A 16,868-nucleotide genomic window follows, 5' to 3' on the forward strand; every position below is an offset into this window, starting at 1 on the left:
CCCCCGGCAAGCCCGCCCTCCTCTCGGGCGGCAACCCCCAGATCGCGAAGGCCTATGGGGATGCCCCCGTGCAGGCCTATATCGCGGCCATGCCGGGCTGGAAAAGCGACGTCGGCCGCCGCCTCGACGCGCTCATCACGCGCGCTGTCCCCGGCGTGCATAAAGCGGTCAAATGGAACTCGCCCTTCTATGGCATCGAGGGCCAGGGCTGGTTCCTCGGCATCCATTGCTTCACCAGATACGTCAAGGTGGCTTTCTTCCGCGGCACCTCGCTGCAGCCGGTTCCTCCCGGCCAGTCCAAGCAGAAGGAAGTGCGCTATCTCGACATCCATGAGGACGACCAACTCGACGAAGTCCAGTTCGCCGCCTGGGCGAAGCAAGCAAGCCAATTGCCCGGCGAACGGATGTGAGCGGCAAGCGACGGCAACCATGAAGACAGCGAGAACGGCCATGAAGAACAGCGGCTCGACGGAAGGAGAAGGCTCTCCCTCCCAGTTGATAGATGCGAGAATCAGGGAGCTGGGTGATTGGCGGGGCGAGACGCTCGCCCAGGTTCGACATCTCATCAAGGAGGCCGATCCAGAAGTAGTCGAGGAGTGGAAGTGGAGAGGGGTTCCGGTGTGGTCGCATGCCGGAATCATCTGCACCGGCGAGACGTACAAGAGTGTCGTGAAGATGACCTTTGCCAAGGGCGCTTCTCTGGAGGATCCTTCGGGCCTCTTCAACTCCAGCCTCGAAGGCAACACCAGGCGCGCCATCGATATTCATGAAGCCGATGCGATCGATGAAGAGGCGTTGAAGGCGCTCATCCGCGCCGCCGTGGCACTGAACATCTCGGCGCGTACCCGCCCCGCCAGTTCCCGGAAGACGCCAAAGAGCGCTTGATGAGCATCCCCGGCTCTTGAAGCGGCTCCTTCGCCTGCCGGTCGGCGCATGCTCGGTGTCTGCGGTCGCGCACAGCAAGCGCGTGTCGGGAAAGAAATTGTTGCATCTGCAATCAAATTTCTTTCCACATGTCAAATTCTTTCCATTATGGTTCATACTTGCGTCCTGACGGGCAACGGGCCTGTAGTGCTGCAACCAACGGAGCACCTTCGTGACCAAAACAACTGCCTCAAACCCGTTGGGTGTTCATGCTCTGGTGTGGGCTGGCGACACGTCGCGCCAGTCGATCGAAACCGCCGTCGCCCGCACCTCGGAGTCGGGTTTCGACCTTCTCGAACTGTCGCTGCACGATCTCGACCGGCTGGACGTCGCTCATGCCAAGACCTTGCTGGACGATGCAGGGCTCCAGGTCGCCTGCTCGCGCGGCCTCGCCTTCGACGCGGACGTGTCCAACGAGGACACAGCGGTGGTGGAACGCGGCGCGCAATTGCTCAAGGCATCGCTCGATGCGACGGCGGGTCTCGGCGGCCGCGTGCTCACCGGCGCGCTCTACAGCGCCCTCGGCAAATACGGCTATCCGGTAAGCGTCCGCGGTCGCGCCAATGCTGTCTCCGTGCTCCGCGATCTTGCCAGGGCTGCCTCGGCAGTCGATGTCGTGCTTGGCCTTGAGGTCTGCAACCGCTACGAGACAAACGTCGTCAATACGGCGAGGCAGGCGCTCGAATTGGCCGACGACATCGGCGCCGACAACATCCTGATCCACCTCGACACCTATCACATGAACATCGAGGAGGACGACCTGGTGCGACCGTTGCATCTGGTCGGCGACCGGCTCGGCTATGTGCATATCGGCGAGAACCATCGTGGTCTGCTGGGCTCCGGCCATATCGACTTCACCGGCTTCTTCCATGCGCTCGACGACATTGGCTACCGCGGGCCGATAACGTTCGAATCCTTCTCGTCGGCGGTGGTGGCGCCCGGGTTGTCGCACGATCTGGCGATCTGGCGGGATCTGTGGACCGACGGCGGCGCGATCGCCTTGCATGCCCGCCAATTCGCCGCATCACAGATCGAAGCGGCGAAGGCGAGGCCAAGTTCCGGCAAGCGACGCTAGACGGCCTCAGCGCCGCCCGTATCGGCAGACGACGAAATCGACGAACGAGCTGATTTTGGGCGGCGGACCGGTCCGGCAGCGTCAGGACATGCATCGGCTTTGGCAAGGGCAGGAAGTCCGGCAGCGGCGGGATCAGGCGACCGGCCCGGACGTCGTCGTCAAGCAGTATCTCGGGCTGCATGATGCCGAGCCCGCTCTTGCGGCCCTTGCAGCCGCAGGCGCAACACGCGAACAGATCATCGAGACAATCCTGCAGCTTACCTTCTACGCCGGCGGCGCCGCGGTGCGGAATGCGCTTGTCAACGTCAAGGACATCCTGAACGGCACGGCGCCATCCTGAATCTTGTCATTGGTGATCCGATCGCGCAGCTTGTGCGCTGCGAACAGGGAGAACCAATCAATGGCCACCATGCCTGTTGATCACGAATATTTTCTTCGCCAGGCCTTCAAGGTTGCGATCCGGGCTCAGGAAACCGGCAATCATCCTTTCGGAGCGATCCTGGTCGGGCCAGACGGCAGCGTGCTGATGGAGCAGGAGAACGCTTTCAATCCGACCCGTGACATGACCGGTCATGCCGAGCGCGTGCTGATGACCCGGGCCTCGCAGGGCTACGAGCCTGCTTTCCTGCGCCAATGCACCATGTACACGTCAGCCGAGCCCTGTGCGATGTGCGCGGGCGCTGCTTATTGGGCCGGCATAGGCCGGGTCGTCTATGGGCTCGGCGAAAATGAGCTCAAGGCGATCACCGGCAATCATCCGGAAAACCCGACCCTCGATATGCCCTGCCGGGTGGTCTTCGAAGCTGGTCAGCGTATCGTCGAGGTCATCGGGCCGATGCTGGTCGAAGAGGCCGCGAAATTGCACGAGGGTGTCTGGCAGGGTCCAGCTTAATCCCGGAGCAGGTCGAACATCAGTTCGAAGAATGGTCTGCTCGCTTGCCATGCGCGCATGGCGACGAGAGCCTCTTGGCTCCCATCAAGTTTGGTCCAAAACTGACGGGATATTCCTCGACGCCGATACCAGTGTCAGAGTGCGATTGGCGGCCAGTGATATGCATGATGCGATCGCTAGTCCGATCACCCTAGGTGAAATGACGTTGTTGCACTCAAGGCTTACTGCTGTACCTTCAAAGGTTGTGGAGGTGTGAGCTCTTATGCTGCTTGAGCGAGAGGGGCCGCTTGGAACGCTGCTGGCCCAGGTCGAGAGAGCTGCGGCCGGCCACGGCGGGACTGTTCTGGTGGACGGCGAGGCGGGCGTTGGCAAGACGTCGCTCCTGCGCGAATTCGCGCAGGAGGCCGGCGGGAATTGCCGCGTGCTGTGGGGCTGGTGCGAGGCGCTCTTCACGCCACGCCCGCTCGGTCCTCTTCAGGACATGGCGCATCTGCTGGACCCTCGCGTGGCGGCGCTGCTCGAGGAGACCGCGGCGCCGGAGCGGCTTTTCCCGGCGTTGTTGAGTGCGCTTCAGCACACCAAGGGCACGACCGTGCTTATCTTCGAGGATATGCATTGGGCTGACAATGCGACACTTGACCTGGTAAGATATCTCGGTCGCCGCGTGTCCCTGCTCCGCACCATGCTGGTGCTCAGCATGCGCAGAGACGAGATGAGTGCCGATCATCCTCTGACCCACGTGCTCGGCGACCTTCCGTCGGCCTCGGTGCGCCGGCTGACGCTGGAACCGTTGTCTTCCCAGGCAGTGACGGTGCTGGCCGAGCAGGCCGGCCGCTCCGCCGACGAGCTCTATCGCATTACCGAGGGCAATCCCTTCTTCGTCACCGAACTTCTGTCCAGCAGTGAGGCCGAACCGGGGCGCGTGCCCGATTCCATACGCGACGCGGTCTGGGCGCGTCTCTCACGCCTGACGCCCGGAGAGCGCGAGGTGCTGGAGGTCATGAGCATCATGCCGGGCAGCGTTGAGCCATGGCTGATCCGCTCACTTCTCGGGGACGGGACCGAAGCTCTCGTGGACCGGTGCGTGGGGCGTGGATTGCTGCGGCGGGATGGTCAGGGCGCGCTGACGTTTCGCCACGAACTTGCCAGGGAGGCCACCCTCGACCGCCTCGCTCCGTCTCTCCAACGGTCGCTTCATGCGAAAGTCGAAGCAGCGCTCTCCGAGCTTCCGGCGGCGCAGGCGAGCGCCCTGCTTTGGCGACGGGTGCATCATGCCGGGGGCGCCGACAACGGCGAACGCGTCCTGGAGCTGGCGCCACAGGCCGCCCGGCAGGCCGCGCGTCTGGGCGCGCATCGCGAGGCGGCTTCACATCTGGCGACCGCGCTCGGATACGTTTCAGAGGCGCCGTCGGCGCAGGCAGCACAGCTTTGGGAAGACTGGGCCTATGAGGCGGGTCTGTCACAGTTCGTCTATGATGAAATCATCGAGGCGCGGCATCGCGCCATTGCGATCTGGCGAGAGCTTGGGCGCATCGACAAGGTCGGCGCCAATCTGCGCTGGCTGTCGCGTCTCCACTGGCGCCGCGGAGAGGGGCAGGAGGCTGAAGACCACGCGGATCAGGCGGTGCGTGAAGTGGAGAATCTGCCGCCTGGGCCGGAACTGGCGATGGCCTACAGCACGCGCTCGCAGCTCCACATGCTGCATTATCGTTTTGACGAAGCAATCGCTTGGGGCTCGCGCGCGATCGCGCTGGCCGATCAATTGGGCGAAGTCGAAACACGCGTCCACGCTTTGAACAATGTCGGCACCTCTCTCCTGTTCGCAGACCGTCCAGGCGGTCGCGAACGACTGGAGGAAAGCCTTGCGCTGGCGCTCGAACACGGGTTTCACGACCACGCGTCGCGAGCCTATACGAACTTCGCCGAAGGCGCGGTGGTGTCCAAGGACTTCGCCCTGGCCGAACGGCTGCTCGCGGAAGGCATTGCGTACTGCGCCAGGCATGACCTCGATTCGGCGGCGCAATACCTGCTCGGCCGGCAAGCACAGCTTCGTAACGAGCAGGGCCGCTTTCGCGAGGCCGAGACGATTGCCCAGGGCGTCATGAATCTGGAGCGCCTGCCGATGGTGATGCACCTGCCGGCTCTGACGGAACTCGGCAGGGCGCGGGTCCGGCTGGGTGGGCCTGGTGGCGCGGCCCTGCTGGAGCAGGCCCTCCAGGAGGGTCTGTCGACCGGCGAGGCTCAACGCATCATACCGGTTCGCCTGGCGCTGGCCGAGGCCGCCTGGCTTGCCGAGGAGCCCGGCGCCGGCCACGAGCAACTGACGGCCCTCGCCGAAATGGACCTCGACAATTTCCGTCCCTGGGATATCGGCGAACTGGCAGTCTGGTGGCAGCGCTGTGGAATGGCGGGACCGCTGTCGGTGCCGGCCGCCGGCATTCCCTTGCCACGAGCATTGGAACTTCGTGGCGACCCGATGGCGGCCTCGGCCGAATGGTCCCGCCTGGGCCTTCCCTATGAGTCGGCGCTCGCTCTCATGCAGGTCCGCGCAAGCGATGCGGGCGCGGCGCTGGGTCGCGCAGTGACGACATTGGAGGGCCTCGAAGCGCGCCCAGCGGCAGTGCTGGCGCGAAAGCTGGCGCAGCGCATCGGAGCCGCCGGTCAACTGCCGAAGCAGCGCCGTGGGCCGTACACCGTGGCCAGGCAGCATCCGCTGGGCCTGACGAGGCAAGAACAGCAGGTGCTCACAATGATTGCCCAAGGTTTGGGCAACAAGGAGGCGGCACGGCGCCTGTCGCGCTCACCGCGGACGATCGAGCACCAGGTTTCCGCCGTGCTCGGCAAATTCAGCGCGGCAAATCGGATGGAAATTCTGCTCCGCCTTCGCGGCGAGCCCTGGCTTTTGCCGCCGACAGAAGCATTGCAAGCCGGTGAAAGCTAGGCGAGTTCGCGAAAACTGGGGAACCGGCCGCCCAAAAATGGGTGATGGCACCGATTTGCGGGCCGGCCGGCATGCATAGAGTTGGTCTTGCAGCGTGGAAGATCCCCCAAGATCCATCCACGCCTTCCTGATCCGAAGGAACAGGGGCACTGGGGTGAGGCACAGGAAGCCGCTGACGGCGCCGAAATCGCGCGCCGTCGGCGGATGTGCGCACCTTCAAGCCGGACGCGCCGCCCCTTAGCGATCCATGCAATGATCAGGAAGTGGCCGTGTCGCCTAATCCCGCAGCAGGTCGAACATCAGTTTGAAGAAACGGTCCGCATCGACCTCATGCGCGATGCGGGCATTTTCCTTTTCGCCCCGCTCGCCCCAGAAATCGGCGACGGTCGCGCCGAATGCGTAGCTGCCGGACAGGTCGACGCCGATATGGGCGGGACGCGTGCGCACTAATGTCGGATCGATCGCCAGGGCCAGCACGAGCGGATCGTGCATGGCTCCGCCGACGCCCATCGAGTTGCGGTGCAGCTTCTCGTAGAACAGCAGCCAGTCGTTGACGAGCCGGCCGAGCGGCGTGTCGATCGTCGCCAACTCGGCATATTGCGGCGCCTCGATCAGCACCTGCATGGTGACGTCGAGGCCGACCATCAGGATCGGTACGCCGCTGTCGAGCACGATCTTCAGCGCTTCCGGATCGCAGAAGGCATTGAACTCCGTCGGCGTGATGATCTCGCTCTTGCGGTAGAACACGCCACCCATCCAGATCAATTCCTTGATCTTGGGCAGCACGTCGCGATGCTTGAGGATCAAAAGGCCGATATTGGTCAGCGGTCCGGTGGCGACGACCAGGATCGGTTCGGGCGAAGCGCGCAGCGCATCGGCGAGGAAATCGACCGCATGCTGCTTGATCGGCTTGATCGTTGCCTGCGGCAGATAGGGCGAGCCTTCGAGACCGCTCGGCCCGTCGGCGGTGCCGAGCACCAGGGGCCGCGCCAGCGGGCGGTGGCAGCCCTGCGCCACCGGCACGTCGCCGGCGCCGATGAATTCGAGGATGCGCAGCGTGTTGGCCGTCGTCTTCTCGACCTCGGCGTTGCCGCAAGTCGTGGTGACGCCGAGCAGCTTGATGGCCGGCGAGCGATGCGCCATGACCAGCGCAATGGCGTCATCGTGGCCGGGATCGCAATCGAACAGGATGGGAGTTGCAATGGTCATCGTTTCATTTCTCACGCCGCCCGCTCGTACCGCGCGACGGTCTGCTTGAACATGTTGAGGAAGCGCCGGCCGTCGAGGTCGGTGCAGATGCGCGTGGTCTTCGGCCCGCCACCGGGCAGCAATTGCCGGCCGCGATGGGCGACGGTCTGTCCGCGCGCGATACGCCCGTCCAGCACCACATCGACGAACAGCGGCTCGCTCATGGTGGCAAGGCCAGGATCGAACGCCAGCGCCACGGTGATCACATCGTCCATCGGGAAGCCGACCAGATCGAAGAACTCGCGCCAGATGTCGATATAGATCGGGAAGCTGTCGGCGATCATGTCGAAGACGGGATTGTCCTTGGCGAGCGCCTGCATGTCGGCGATGTCGTCGCGCGTCAGCATCGATGCGGCGACGCGGTTGTCCTCGCAGATGTCGAGCGGCACGAGGATCTTGTCGACATCGGCGTTCAGCACGATGCGCGACGCCTCGGGGTCGGCCCAGATGTTGTACTCCGACAGCGGTGTGATGTTGCCCGGCGTCCGGAAATTGCCGCCAAGCACCAGCAGGCGTTTGAGCGCGGCCGTCAGCCGGGGCTCCTGCAACAGCGCCATTGCCGCGTTGGTCAGCGGCCCCGTCGTCACCAGCGTGATCTCGCCGGGATTGGCCATCACCGTGTCGATGATGAAGTCGACGGCGTGCCCTGGCGTTGCCTGACGCGACGGGGCAGGTGCGGGCGGATTGAATTTCTTCAGGCGGTCGCCGAAGCGGGCAACGAGCCGTTTTTCGAAATGGACCGGCGCCTCCATATCTGCCTTGGCATTGCCGACGATCGGTCGCCAGGCGCCGGCATGAACCGCGATGTCGTCGCGTCCGGCAAGCGCCAGCGTGTTGAGGACAACGTTGGTGACCTGCTCGATCGGGCCGGCCGCACCGGTCACGGTGGTCACGCCTTCAAGCTTCAGGTTTGGATTCGCCGCGGCAAACAGCACGGCGAGTATGTCGTCGCCGGCAGAATCCACGTCGAGGATTATGCGTTCCATTGAAAATTCCTTCATGAGGGGTGTTTGCCGTCAGGCCCGATGTTCTTGTCCGTCGACAACAATCTCTGCATCGAGGCCAACGTCTCGGTGATGACCTTCGGCCGCGCGCGATAGGAGAGCGCGAACAGCGCCGTGAGCGCCACGACATAGGGCACCGTGAGAACCAGGTAGGAGGGATAGCCGAATGTCTGCAGGCGCAGCGAGAAGGCATCGGCGAAGCCGAACAGCAGACAGCCGGCCAGCACCTTCAGCGGATCTCCATTGGAGAAAATCAGGATGGCGACAGCCATGAAACCGCGGCCCGACGACATGTTTTCGGTGAACATGGTGATGTAGCCGAGCGACAGATGCGCGCCGGCGAGGCCGGCCAGCAATCCGCACAGCAACGAGGCGGTGTAACGGACACGCGTGATCGAGATGCCGAGCGCCTCGGCCGCTTCGGGCTTTTCACCGACGACGCGGATATAGAGCCCGAGCCGGGTGCGGTTGTAGAACAGCACCAGCAGCGGCACCGCGATGAAGGCGACATAGACGATCGGCGTGAAGCCGGAGATCAGCGGCGCCCAGGAACCGAGAAGGTCGCGGGCGCCGGGCAGCTGAACCTTCGGCAGGCCGACGATACCTTGACCGACGATCGAACCGCGCGTGCCGAAGATCGCCTTCATCAGCGAGATCGTCATGCCGCCGGCAAGGATGTTGAGCGCCAGCCCGACGACCACCTCATTGGCCCGGAAACTCACCACCAGGACGGCGAAAACCAGGGCGAAGATGAGCGCCGCCGCGACGCCGCAAGCGACCCCCAGCAGTGCTGAACCCGTCCAGATCGAGCCGAGGACGGCGAAGAATGCGCCTGCCAGCATCTGGCCTTCGAGGCCGATGTTGAAAATGCCGGCCTTGGTGGTGAACGAGCCTCCGAGCGCGACCAGAAGAATGGGTGCGGTGGTCCGCAGCGTCGCCGCGATCAGCGCGACATTGACGAGCTTGTCTAGAATTTCCATCGCCGCTCCCCGGCCTGGCTGTCGCCGCGGCGCCTGACCAGGACCTGCGCCGACACGCTGAGGATGATCAGCGCCTGGATCACGGTGATGACCTCGCGCGACGCGCTGGTATCGACTTCGAGCAGCAGCGATCCGCTGCGTAGCGCGCCGAAGAACAGCGCGGTGAAGATGGTGGCGACCGGCGAGCCGTTGGCGAGCAGTGCGGCGATCAATCCGTCGAAGCCGAAACCCGGAGCGAAGCCCTCCATGAACCGGTGATGGACGCCGAGCGTCTCGATGCCACCGGCCAGGCCGCCGACGGCGCCCGAAAGCAGCAGGACGACAAAACCCTGTCGTTTCACGTTGACGCCGCCATATTCGGCGAATTTCGGCGCCGAGCCGACCATCGTCACGCCATAACCCCAGCTGGTGTAGCGAAAGACCAAGGCCGCGCCGAGCGCCAGCACCAGGCCAATGACCAGGCCCCAGTTCAACCGCGAGAAGCTGAAGAGTTCCGGCAGATAGGCCGTCGCCAGGATCGGCGGCGTCTCCGACCAGCCGCCTGGTCGCTTGAACAGGAAGATCGTGAAATAGGAGGTGAGCAGCACTGCGACGTAATTCGAAAGGATGGTCGAGACGACCTCGTTGGTGTTGTAGCGGGCGCGGAAATAGGCGGGAATGGCGACCCAGGCAGCACCCGCCGCAACCGCCAATGCCAAGGCCGCCAGCATGTGAATGCCGGGAGGCAAGGCAAACGCGAAGCCGACCCAGGCGGCGGCGAAGCCGCCGAGGAAAAGCTGGCCCTCGATGCCGACATTGAACATGCCGCCGCGCAGGCCGATGCAGGCGGCGACGCCGCAGATCAGGATCGGCGTCGTCTGCAGCAAGGTGCCGGCGATCTTTTCCTGGTCGCCGAAGGCGCCGCGCAGCAGCGTCGTCAAAACACGCACCGGGCTTTCGCCGACCAGGAGAATGATGATCGCACCCAGGACCAGCGCCACGGCGATGGCGATGATCTGGCCGGAAACCTCACGCAAGCGATCCCTGATCATGCCGGCTCCGCAACGCGTTCAGGCGCGGCCACGCCGGCCATCATCATGCCAATACGATCTTCGTCCGCGCCGTCGCCGGCGACCTCGCCCATGATCCGCCCGTTGAACATCACCAGGATGCGGTCGGCAAGGGCGGCAAGTTCGTCGAGCTGCACGGATATCAAGAGGATGGCGCGACCGGCGGCGCGCTGGCGCATGATCTCATCATGGATGGCCTCCTGCGCACCGATGTCGACGCCGCGGGTCGGCTGGTCGATCAGCAGGAAATCGGCGCCATTGGTGAATTCGCGCGCCAGCACGACCTTCTGGATATTGCCGCCCGAAAGCCGCTTCACGGCGTCGCTCGGTCCCTGCGCGCGAATGTCGAAATCCTTGATCAGCCTGGAGGCATTCTGGCTGATGGCGGTCCAGTTGAGCACGCCGCTGCTGCTCCATGGCGCGCGGTGCTGCCGGCCCATCAGCATGTTTGCAGCAATCGATGCGTTGCGGTCGACACCGCGCACCATCCGGTCGCCCGGAACGTGGGCGAGACCGGCGTCGCGTATTTCCCTGGGGGAGAGCGTGGTTAGATTCCGGCCCTTCAGCCGCGCTGAGCCGTGGCTTGCCGGCCTGAGGCCCGAAAGCACCTCAGCCAGCTCCGTTTGTCCGTTGCCGGCAACGCCGGCGATCCCCACCACCTCGCCGGAGCGGACCGTGAAGCTGACATTACGCAGCGCCGGCAGCCTGCGGTCGTCGCGCGCCCACAATTCGTTGACATCGAGCACGACATCGCCTCGCGAGGGCGTGCGCGGCCGGCGGTCGAAGCTGACCTCGCGGCCGACCATCATGCGCACCAACTCGTCCTTGTTGAGCTCGGCCGTCGGGCGCGTCGCCACCTTCTTGCCGTTGCGCAGAACCGTCACCGTGTCGGAGACCTCCATCACCTCTTCCAGATGGTGCGAAATGAAGATCACCGTCATGCCTTCCGCCACGAAGCTGCGCAGCGTCTGGAACAGTTCGCGGCTCTCCTGTGGCGTCAGCACCGCGGTAGGCTCGTCGAGGATGATGGTGCGCGCGCCGCGCACCAGCACCTTCAGGATTTCGATACGCTGCTCAATGCCGACCGAGAGCAGCCCGACGCGCTCGGTCGGATCGACCTGCAGCCCGAACCGCTTGGACAGTTCGCGCGTGCGCGCAATCTGCGCGGCGTGGTCGATCATGCCATGGCGACGGATCTCCATGCCGAGAAAGACGTTGTCGGCGACCGAGAGCGAGGGGACCAGCTTGAAATGCTGATGCACCATGCCGAGCCCCGCCTTGATGGCTACGGCCGGGTCGGTGACGTCAGTTTCCTCGCCGTTCAGACGGATCGAGCCTTCATCCGGCTGCAGCAGCCCGAACAGGATGTTCATCAGCGTCGTCTTGCCGGCGCCGTTCTCGCCGATGATGGCGTGGATTTCGCCCCGACGCACGGCAAGGTCGATGCCGTCATTGGCAACGAACGCGCCGAAACGCTTGGTGATGCCCGTCAATGCGACGGCCATCTCGGCTTTCATGTGAAGGGTCGGCGACCCGGCGTTCGACACCATGGCTCTCGCATATTGGACGCTGGTTCGTCGCGGCAAGCCGCGGCGAACCAGCGTAGCGCTTTCTTGGGAGGATGCGCTGTTGTTGTCTTACTTCGCCTTGGCAATCTCGATCTTGCCGTCGAGGATGCCCTTCTTGATCTCGTCCAGCTTGGTCGTCACGTCGGCCGGGATCGTCGGGGCGATGTCGTCGCAGACCTTGACTTCGACGCCGCCCGAAGCGAGGTCGAAGGTGCGGGTGCCGGCGGTGACCTTGCGGCCCTCGACCTCGTCCTTGATCAGCGTGTAGACGGCGATATCGCCGCGTTTCAGCATGCTTGCGAGCACGTTTCCGGGTGCCGAGCCGCACATGTCGATATCGACGCCGATCGAATATTTGTCGGCCGCCGCGCTTGCCTGCATGACGCCTTCACCCGTCGGGCCGGCAACGTTGTAGACGATGTCGGCGCCCTGGCCGTAAAGCGCCTGGGCAAGCTCGCTGCCCTTGGCCGGATCGTCGAAGGTGCCGGCGAAAACGGAGTTCACCTTCACGTCGGGCGCCGCATATTTGGCGCCTTGTTCGTAGCCGCCGAGGAAGTTGCGGATCACCGGGATGTCGCGGCCGCCGACGAAGCCGATCGCCTTGCCGTCACCGATCTTGGGGAATTCGCTGCCCTTGGCCTCGATCATGCCGGCCAGCGCACCGGCGACGAAGGATCCCTGCTCCTCCGCGAAATTGGCATAGATCATGTTGGGATTGTCGAGCACGCCATCGATGAACACGAAGCGCTGGTCGGGATATTCCTTGGCGACCTTCTGCAACGAATCCACCAGTTCCCAGCCCATCACGAAGATGAGGTTGTACTGCTTGGCCCTGGCCAGGTTCTCGAACTGCTCTTCGTAATCGAGCGCGCGATTGCCGGTGTCGACCAGTTTGAGGTCTATGCCGAAATCGGTCTTGGCCTTGTTGAGGCCATTGACGATGGAAACACCGAAGCCCTGTGCGAAATACCCGGAAATGGCGGCGATGGACACCTTGTCCTGCGCTGCGGCGGATCCGAACGAGATGGCAAGCATCGTGCCAGCCATGAATAAACTCTTGAGCGCCCTTTTCATGTCATTCCCCTTCAGCTTTTTCAGCTTTTCAAGCCACGCCTTGACCATCCGCGCATAGTGCCGAGACAGCGGCTATTTTCGTTGATGGTCATATGACTTTATGAGCGGCCCCGCAGGCTGTCAATCGCCATGCGAGGCAGTTTCGTTGTGCCTTTTTTCGCTTGCCCGATGTCGAAGCTTGACAAATGGCTGTCGGGGATAATTGTTGATACTCTAACGAGTTAGCAAACGACGGGAAGAGAGAGCGGACAAATGCCGGCTGTGGTCGTCAGGAAATTTCTGGTTCAGGTCGAGGAGATATTCCATGAGGGCGGCCCCGTTGCGGCGCACCCGCTCAAGCGCGGCGCGGTCGTCGCCGTGATCGCCAATCCTTTTGCCGGGCGTTACGTCGAAGAGATCACCGGCTTCATGGACGACCTGAAGCCGCTCGGCCTCGATATGGCTCGACGTCTGATCGAGGCCATCGGCGAGGGCGCCTCGGCGATCGAAGGCTATGGCAAGGGCGCCATCGTCGGTGCTGCCGGTGAGCTCGAACACGGTGCGCTCTGGCACAATCCGGGCGGCTACGCGATGCGCGAGCTGCTTGGAGACGCCAAGGCGATCGTGCCCTCGACCAAGAAGGTCGGCGGCCCCGGCACGCGGATCGACATTCCGATCACGCACATCAACGCCTCCTATGTGCGCAGCCATTTCGATGCGATCGAGGTCGGCATCACCGATGCACCGCGAAGCGACGAGATGGCGGTCATCCTGGCGATGACGACCGGTGCGCGCATTCATGCGCGGGTGGGCGGCCTTGCCGCCGCCGATATCAAGGGCGAGGACGGATTGAGATGAGCGCGGAAATTCGCCGGATCATCACCATTGTCGAGGAAACCTTGAGCGAGGGCGGCCGTCCCGTCGATCCGCCGACCCGCCGCGCGGCGGCCATTGCCGTGATCCGCAACCCCTATGTGGGCGGCTATGTCGAGGATCTGTCGGCGTTGAGCGACATCGGCGAGGAACTGGGCGAGATCTTGCCGAAGCGCGCGGTCGCCGCGCTAGGCATTCCCGGCGACCGGGTCGAGAGCTTCGGCAAGGCAGCCGCGGTCGGCGCCGATGGCGAACTGGAACACGCCGCGGCCATCCTTCACCCCAAGCTTGGCGCCCCGTTCCGTGATGTGCTCGGCAAGGGCGCCGCACTCATTCCCTCGTCGAAGAAGCGGGGCGGCCCCGGCGTGCCGCTCGACATTCCGCTCGGCCACAAAGACGCGGCGCGGGTGCGCAGCCATTTCGACGGCATGGAGGTTCGCGTGCCCGACGCGCCGCGTGCCGACGAGATCGTCGTTGCCATCGCCGTGACCGATTCCGGCAGGCCGCATCCGCGCGTCGGCGGCCTGACCAAGGAGAAGATCGTCGGCAAGGACGGTGTCAGCTGAATCTCAGCGCACCCTAAACGTCTCAAGCGGTGACAACTTCAGGCACCCGCATTGCCGGTGGGGTGTTGCGGCTCCGGCCGGTCCGCGCCACGCCGTCGATGACGACCATTCCGATCCCCGGAAGGTTGCCCTGCGACACGCTGTCGAGCAGCCCATCGCCGGCGCCGCCGATCGCCTGGTCCATGAAGATCAGGTCGGCGGCGCGGCCGACCTCGATCATGCCGCGATCATGCAGTCCGCGCACGCGCGCCGTGTTGCCGCTGGCAAAGCAGAACGCCACTTCCGGCGCGACGCCACCCAGCGAGGCCAGTATGGTCAGGGTCCGCAATATGCCGAGCGGCTGCACGCCGGATCCGGCCGGGCTATCGGTGCCAAGCACGATGCGCGAAAGTTCGCCGCGCTCCGTGGCGAGGCCGAGCACGAAGAGGCCGGTACGCAGATTGCCATTGTGGACGATTTCCAGCGCCCGCGAGCCTTTTTCGCAGATCTGCCGGATTTCCGCTTCGGGGAGCGCTGTCGGTCCGCCATTGACGTGGGCGACAATGTCGGCGTCGACCTCGAGCACCGTATCCGCACCGATGCGGCCGGAGCCGGGTAGGGACGGCCCGCCGGTATGGGTCATCGAGGTCATGCCGTATTTTCGCGCCCAGGCGATCATCTGCCGGCCGGTCGGTCCGTCCTTGACGCCGCCGAGGCCGACTTCGCCGATCAGCGTCACACCAGCTTCGGCCAAATAGCGGAAATCCTCCTCGGTCAGGCCGGGCTCCAGGATCGGCGCGCCGGCCAAGACCTTCATGCCGTTCGGACGGAAATTGGAGAAGGTCCGCTGTGCCGCGATGGCCAATGCCTTCAACCCGACCAGGTCGCGCGGGCGGCCAGGTGTGTGGACCTCCCCCGCCGAGACGATGGTGGTGACCCCGCCATGCACGGTCGAATCCATCCAGCCGATCTGGTTCTGCCGTGGCGTCCAGTCGCCGGCCACCGGGTGGACGTGATTGTCGATAAGCCCGGGCGCGACGGCCGAGCCGCCGGCGTCGATCACGGTGTCGGGGGCGCCGACGTCAAGCGCGCCAACCTTGCCGATGGCGGTGATCTTGCCGTCGACCGCGACGATCGTGTCGGCGTCCAGGATCGGCTGGGCGAGATCGCCGGAAAGCATCAGGCCGATGTTGCGCACGACAAGCGTGTTGGGTTTCTGGTCGGGCGACATCGGCACCTCGTTTGTTATTCCTGGAAGTCGTTGGGACGCGAATTATTTCCCGCCGTCGCCATTCGACGGATCGTCGTCATTGATGCGGTTGAGCAGGCGAAGCAGCGTCGCCTGCTCGGCCGGCGTAAGCGGGGACAGAAACCGCCGCCCGACTTCGACGCTGCGTTCGAGCCGGTCGAGCGTGTATCTGGTTCCCTTGTCGGTCAACGCGATCATCGACAGGCGCTGGTCGGTATCGGATGCACTGCGGGTGATCAGCCCATTCTTGAGAAGCTTGCGCACGACGATGCTGATTGTCGACGGGTCCATCGCGGTCAGCCGTCCCAGATGGTTCTGCGAGACCTCGCCATGCCTGAGGATGGTCGCAAGCGCCGCGAACTGCGTCGGCGAAAGGTCTTCGCCGGCCATCACCTGCTGGAAGCGCAGCGTCGCGCGCTGATGCGCCCGGCGGATCACGTGCGCCGGATGGCGGTCCAGCTCATAGCCCGTCGTGGCGTATCGCTGCAGCACCTGCTCGCGGCTCAGCGGCTTGGTGGCGTCCTCCGATCCCTTGGGCGCCGCTGTGCTGCTTTCAGGTTGCGATTCGATTTCAGTCTTCACGCCGCACTCCTGTCGCGCTCTCTCGGATGCCGCGGTCTCGAAAGACGCTCAAGCCGCCACACTCGCTGGTTGAAGCGACGTTCCGTCGCGAAGGGCGGCGACGACATCAGCCGAATCGCTGACCACGCCGAAATGCGTTGCTATGTCGTAGAGCGAACTTTCCTGCTCGCGCGGTCCGGTCGCCGCGCAGCAATCGCTGGGCACCACCACTTCATAACCCTGGAAAAAGGCGTCATGGACGGTCGACCGCACGCAGATATTGGTGACCACGCCGAAGATGACCAGCTGATCGACCTGCATATCTCTAAGCGTAAGGTCGAGATCCGTTTGAAAAAAAGCCGAGTAACGCCGCTTGATCAGGTGGATTTCATCGTCGCGGGCGCCAAGATCCTCGATGATTTCCGGACCCCAGGTGCCTTCCAGACAATGCGGCGTGCGCTTCACCCATTCGCGCTCGCGACGCATGCCCGCCCGATGAGTGTCGTGCACCCAGATAATTGGCACACCACCGGCGCGTGCGGCCTCGATTACCGCCAGTTGCGGCGCGACCAGCGTCTCATACCCCGGCAATACCATGGCGCCGCCGGGCTTGCAGAATTCATTGACCATGTCGATGACGATAATCGCCGCGCGTTGCGGATCAAGGCGCATCGCGTCATCGTGCCGATGTGAGGAAAAGACGTCCACGGGCATGGCGAGCTCCTTTGGTCGATCGTTGATACTCATACAAAAAACCGTTGGGGACGCCAAGTCAATCCCGTTCAAGGCAAAGCCGGTTGCCGAATGCGCGCAAGCAGCGCCGACAAGGGCTTGCGCCGATTTTCACCGCGAAAATGGCATTGACAAGCGAATACGATCATGTGTTCGATTTGTATGACCATCAAT

At 63.9% G+C, this 16,868-nt stretch carries 17 protein-coding genes; 8 read left to right on the forward strand and 9 right to left on the reverse strand.

Annotation, left to right across the window (positions count from 1 at the left end):
• From AC0L2H_RS29010 to AC0L2H_RS29035, 6 genes are all read left to right on the forward strand, one after another.
• The coding region (locus AC0L2H_RS29010) for a DUF1801 domain-containing protein (protein WP_473593325.1) at positions 1-410 on the forward strand (410 nt) is incomplete at its 5' end.
• Between the two features lie 19 nt (positions 411-429).
• On the forward strand, positions 430-885 hold the full coding sequence (locus AC0L2H_RS29015; RefSeq protein WP_473593326.1) for a DUF1801 domain-containing protein: 456 nt from the start codon (positions 430-432) through the stop codon (positions 883-885).
• Positions 886-1,096: 211 nt separating this feature from the next.
• Positions 1,097-1,999 carry a sugar phosphate isomerase/epimerase family protein gene (locus AC0L2H_RS29020; RefSeq protein ID WP_473593327.1) on the forward strand — a complete coding sequence of 301 codons (903 nt, stop codon included), beginning with the start codon at positions 1,097-1,099 and terminating at the stop codon, positions 1,997-1,999.
• Between the two features lie 88 nt (positions 2,000-2,087).
• A complete protein-coding gene (locus AC0L2H_RS29025; RefSeq protein ID WP_473593328.1) occupies positions 2,088-2,339 on the forward strand; it encodes a carboxymuconolactone decarboxylase family protein in 252 nt (83 codons plus the stop codon).
• Positions 2,340-2,408: 69 nt separating this feature from the next.
• Entirely contained in the window at positions 2,409-2,891 is a 483-nt protein-coding gene (locus tag AC0L2H_RS29030; RefSeq protein WP_473593379.1) for a nucleoside deaminase, read from the forward strand.
• 262 nt (positions 2,892-3,153) lie between these two features.
• The gene (locus AC0L2H_RS29035) at positions 3,154-5,832 is read left to right on the forward strand and encodes an ATP-binding protein (RefSeq protein WP_473593329.1); all 2,679 of its coding nucleotides are present in this window, start codon (positions 3,154-3,156) and stop codon (positions 5,830-5,832) included.
• Positions 5,833-6,108: 276 nt separating this feature from the next.
• Here the strand turns inward: AC0L2H_RS29035 and AC0L2H_RS29040 are convergent, their stop codons facing one another.
• The 6 genes from AC0L2H_RS29040 to AC0L2H_RS29065 all read right to left on the reverse strand — a co-directional run bounded on the left by AC0L2H_RS29040 (position 6,109) and on the right by AC0L2H_RS29065 (position 12,728).
• Positions 6,109-7,041: a nucleoside hydrolase gene (locus tag AC0L2H_RS29040; protein ID WP_473593330.1), complete on the reverse strand. Its 933-nt coding sequence runs from the start codon at positions 7,039-7,041 to the stop codon at positions 6,109-6,111.
• 11 nt (positions 7,042-7,052) lie between these two features.
• Positions 7,053-8,066 (reverse strand): nucleoside hydrolase, encoded by a 1,014-nt coding sequence (locus tag AC0L2H_RS29045; protein WP_473593331.1) that lies wholly within the window; start codon positions 8,064-8,066, stop codon positions 7,053-7,055.
• Positions 8,067-8,077: 11 nt separating this feature from the next.
• Positions 8,078-9,064 (reverse strand): ABC transporter permease, encoded by a 987-nt coding sequence (locus AC0L2H_RS29050; protein ID WP_473593332.1) that lies wholly within the window; start codon positions 9,062-9,064, stop codon positions 8,078-8,080.
• Positions 9,052-10,095, reverse strand: a complete 1,044-nt coding sequence (locus AC0L2H_RS29055) for an ABC transporter permease (RefSeq protein ID WP_473593333.1) — start codon at positions 10,093-10,095, stop codon at positions 9,052-9,054. The genes AC0L2H_RS29050 and AC0L2H_RS29055 overlap by 13 nt, the downstream gene beginning before the upstream one ends.
• Complete coding sequence (locus tag AC0L2H_RS29060) at positions 10,092-11,663, reverse strand: ABC transporter ATP-binding protein (protein WP_473593334.1); 1,572 nt, start codon at positions 11,661-11,663, stop codon at positions 10,092-10,094. The genes AC0L2H_RS29055 and AC0L2H_RS29060 overlap by 4 nt, the downstream gene beginning before the upstream one ends.
• Positions 11,664-11,750: 87 nt before the next feature.
• Positions 11,751-12,728 carry a BMP family lipoprotein gene (locus tag AC0L2H_RS29065; protein WP_473593335.1) on the reverse strand — a complete coding sequence of 326 codons (978 nt, stop codon included), beginning with the start codon at positions 12,726-12,728 and terminating at the stop codon, positions 11,751-11,753.
• A 279-nt stretch (positions 12,729-13,007) separates the two neighbouring features.
• On the opposite strand from AC0L2H_RS29065, the gene AC0L2H_RS29070 reads away from it, so the two are divergent.
• Both AC0L2H_RS29070 and AC0L2H_RS29075 read left to right on the forward strand, forming a co-directional pair.
• A complete protein-coding gene (locus AC0L2H_RS29070; protein WP_473593336.1) occupies positions 13,008-13,592 on the forward strand; it encodes an amino acid synthesis family protein in 585 nt (194 codons plus the stop codon).
• A complete protein-coding gene (locus tag AC0L2H_RS29075; protein WP_473593337.1) occupies positions 13,589-14,173 on the forward strand; it encodes an amino acid synthesis family protein in 585 nt (194 codons plus the stop codon). Before AC0L2H_RS29070 ends, AC0L2H_RS29075 begins: the two co-directional genes overlap by 4 nt.
• A gap of 22 nt (positions 14,174-14,195) precedes the next feature.
• On the opposite strand, the gene AC0L2H_RS29080 is transcribed toward AC0L2H_RS29075, so the two are convergent.
• From AC0L2H_RS29080 to AC0L2H_RS29090, 3 genes are read right to left on the reverse strand one after another with little or no spacing between them, the layout of a single operon-like run.
• On the reverse strand, positions 14,196-15,383 hold the full coding sequence (locus tag AC0L2H_RS29080) for an amidohydrolase family protein (protein ID WP_473593338.1): 1,188 nt from the start codon (positions 15,381-15,383) through the stop codon (positions 14,196-14,198).
• 42 nt (positions 15,384-15,425) lie between these two features.
• Positions 15,426-15,983, reverse strand: coding sequence for a MarR family winged helix-turn-helix transcriptional regulator (locus AC0L2H_RS29085; protein ID WP_473593339.1), 558 nt, complete (start codon positions 15,981-15,983; stop codon positions 15,426-15,428).
• A gap of 48 nt (positions 15,984-16,031) precedes the next feature.
• Positions 16,032-16,676: a cysteine hydrolase family protein gene (locus tag AC0L2H_RS29090; RefSeq protein WP_473593380.1), complete on the reverse strand. Its 645-nt coding sequence runs from the start codon at positions 16,674-16,676 to the stop codon at positions 16,032-16,034.
• Between the last annotated feature and the right edge of the window lie 192 nt (positions 16,677-16,868).

Source organism: Mesorhizobium sp. WSM4871 (genome assembly GCF_055811295.1).

Coding starts and splice junctions, on each gene's coding strand:
- AC0L2H_RS29030 (WP_473593379.1), top strand. CDS start 2,409: ATGCCTGTTGATCACGAATATTTTCTTCGCCAGGCCTTCAAGGTTGCG.
- AC0L2H_RS29025 (WP_473593328.1), top strand. CDS start 2,088: ATGCATCGGCTTTGGCAAGGGCAGGAAGTCCGGCAGCGGCGGGATCAG.
- AC0L2H_RS29040 (WP_473593330.1), bottom strand. CDS start 7,041: ATGACCATTGCAACTCCCATCCTGTTCGATTGCGATCCCGGCCACGAT.
- AC0L2H_RS29015 (WP_473593326.1), top strand. CDS start 430: ATGAAGACAGCGAGAACGGCCATGAAGAACAGCGGCTCGACGGAAGGA.
- AC0L2H_RS29035 (WP_473593329.1), top strand. CDS start 3,154: ATGCTGCTTGAGCGAGAGGGGCCGCTTGGAACGCTGCTGGCCCAGGTC.
- AC0L2H_RS29055 (WP_473593333.1), bottom strand. CDS start 10,095: ATGATCAGGGATCGCTTGCGTGAGGTTTCCGGCCAGATCATCGCCATC.
- AC0L2H_RS29090 (WP_473593380.1), bottom strand. CDS start 16,676: ATGCCCGTGGACGTCTTTTCCTCACATCGGCACGATGACGCGATGCGC.
- AC0L2H_RS29050 (WP_473593332.1), bottom strand. CDS start 9,064: ATGGAAATTCTAGACAAGCTCGTCAATGTCGCGCTGATCGCGGCGACG.
- AC0L2H_RS29065 (WP_473593335.1), bottom strand. CDS start 12,728: ATGGCTGGCACGATGCTTGCCATCTCGTTCGGATCCGCCGCAGCGCAG.
- AC0L2H_RS29075 (WP_473593337.1), top strand. CDS start 13,589: ATGAGCGCGGAAATTCGCCGGATCATCACCATTGTCGAGGAAACCTTG.
- AC0L2H_RS29080 (WP_473593338.1), bottom strand. CDS start 15,383: ATGTCGCCCGACCAGAAACCCAACACGCTTGTCGTGCGCAACATCGGC.
- AC0L2H_RS29070 (WP_473593336.1), top strand. CDS start 13,008: ATGCCGGCTGTGGTCGTCAGGAAATTTCTGGTTCAGGTCGAGGAGATA.
- AC0L2H_RS29060 (WP_473593334.1), bottom strand. CDS start 11,663: ATGGTGTCGAACGCCGGGTCGCCGACCCTTCACATGAAAGCCGAGATG.
- AC0L2H_RS29045 (WP_473593331.1), bottom strand. CDS start 8,066: ATGGAACGCATAATCCTCGACGTGGATTCTGCCGGCGACGACATACTC.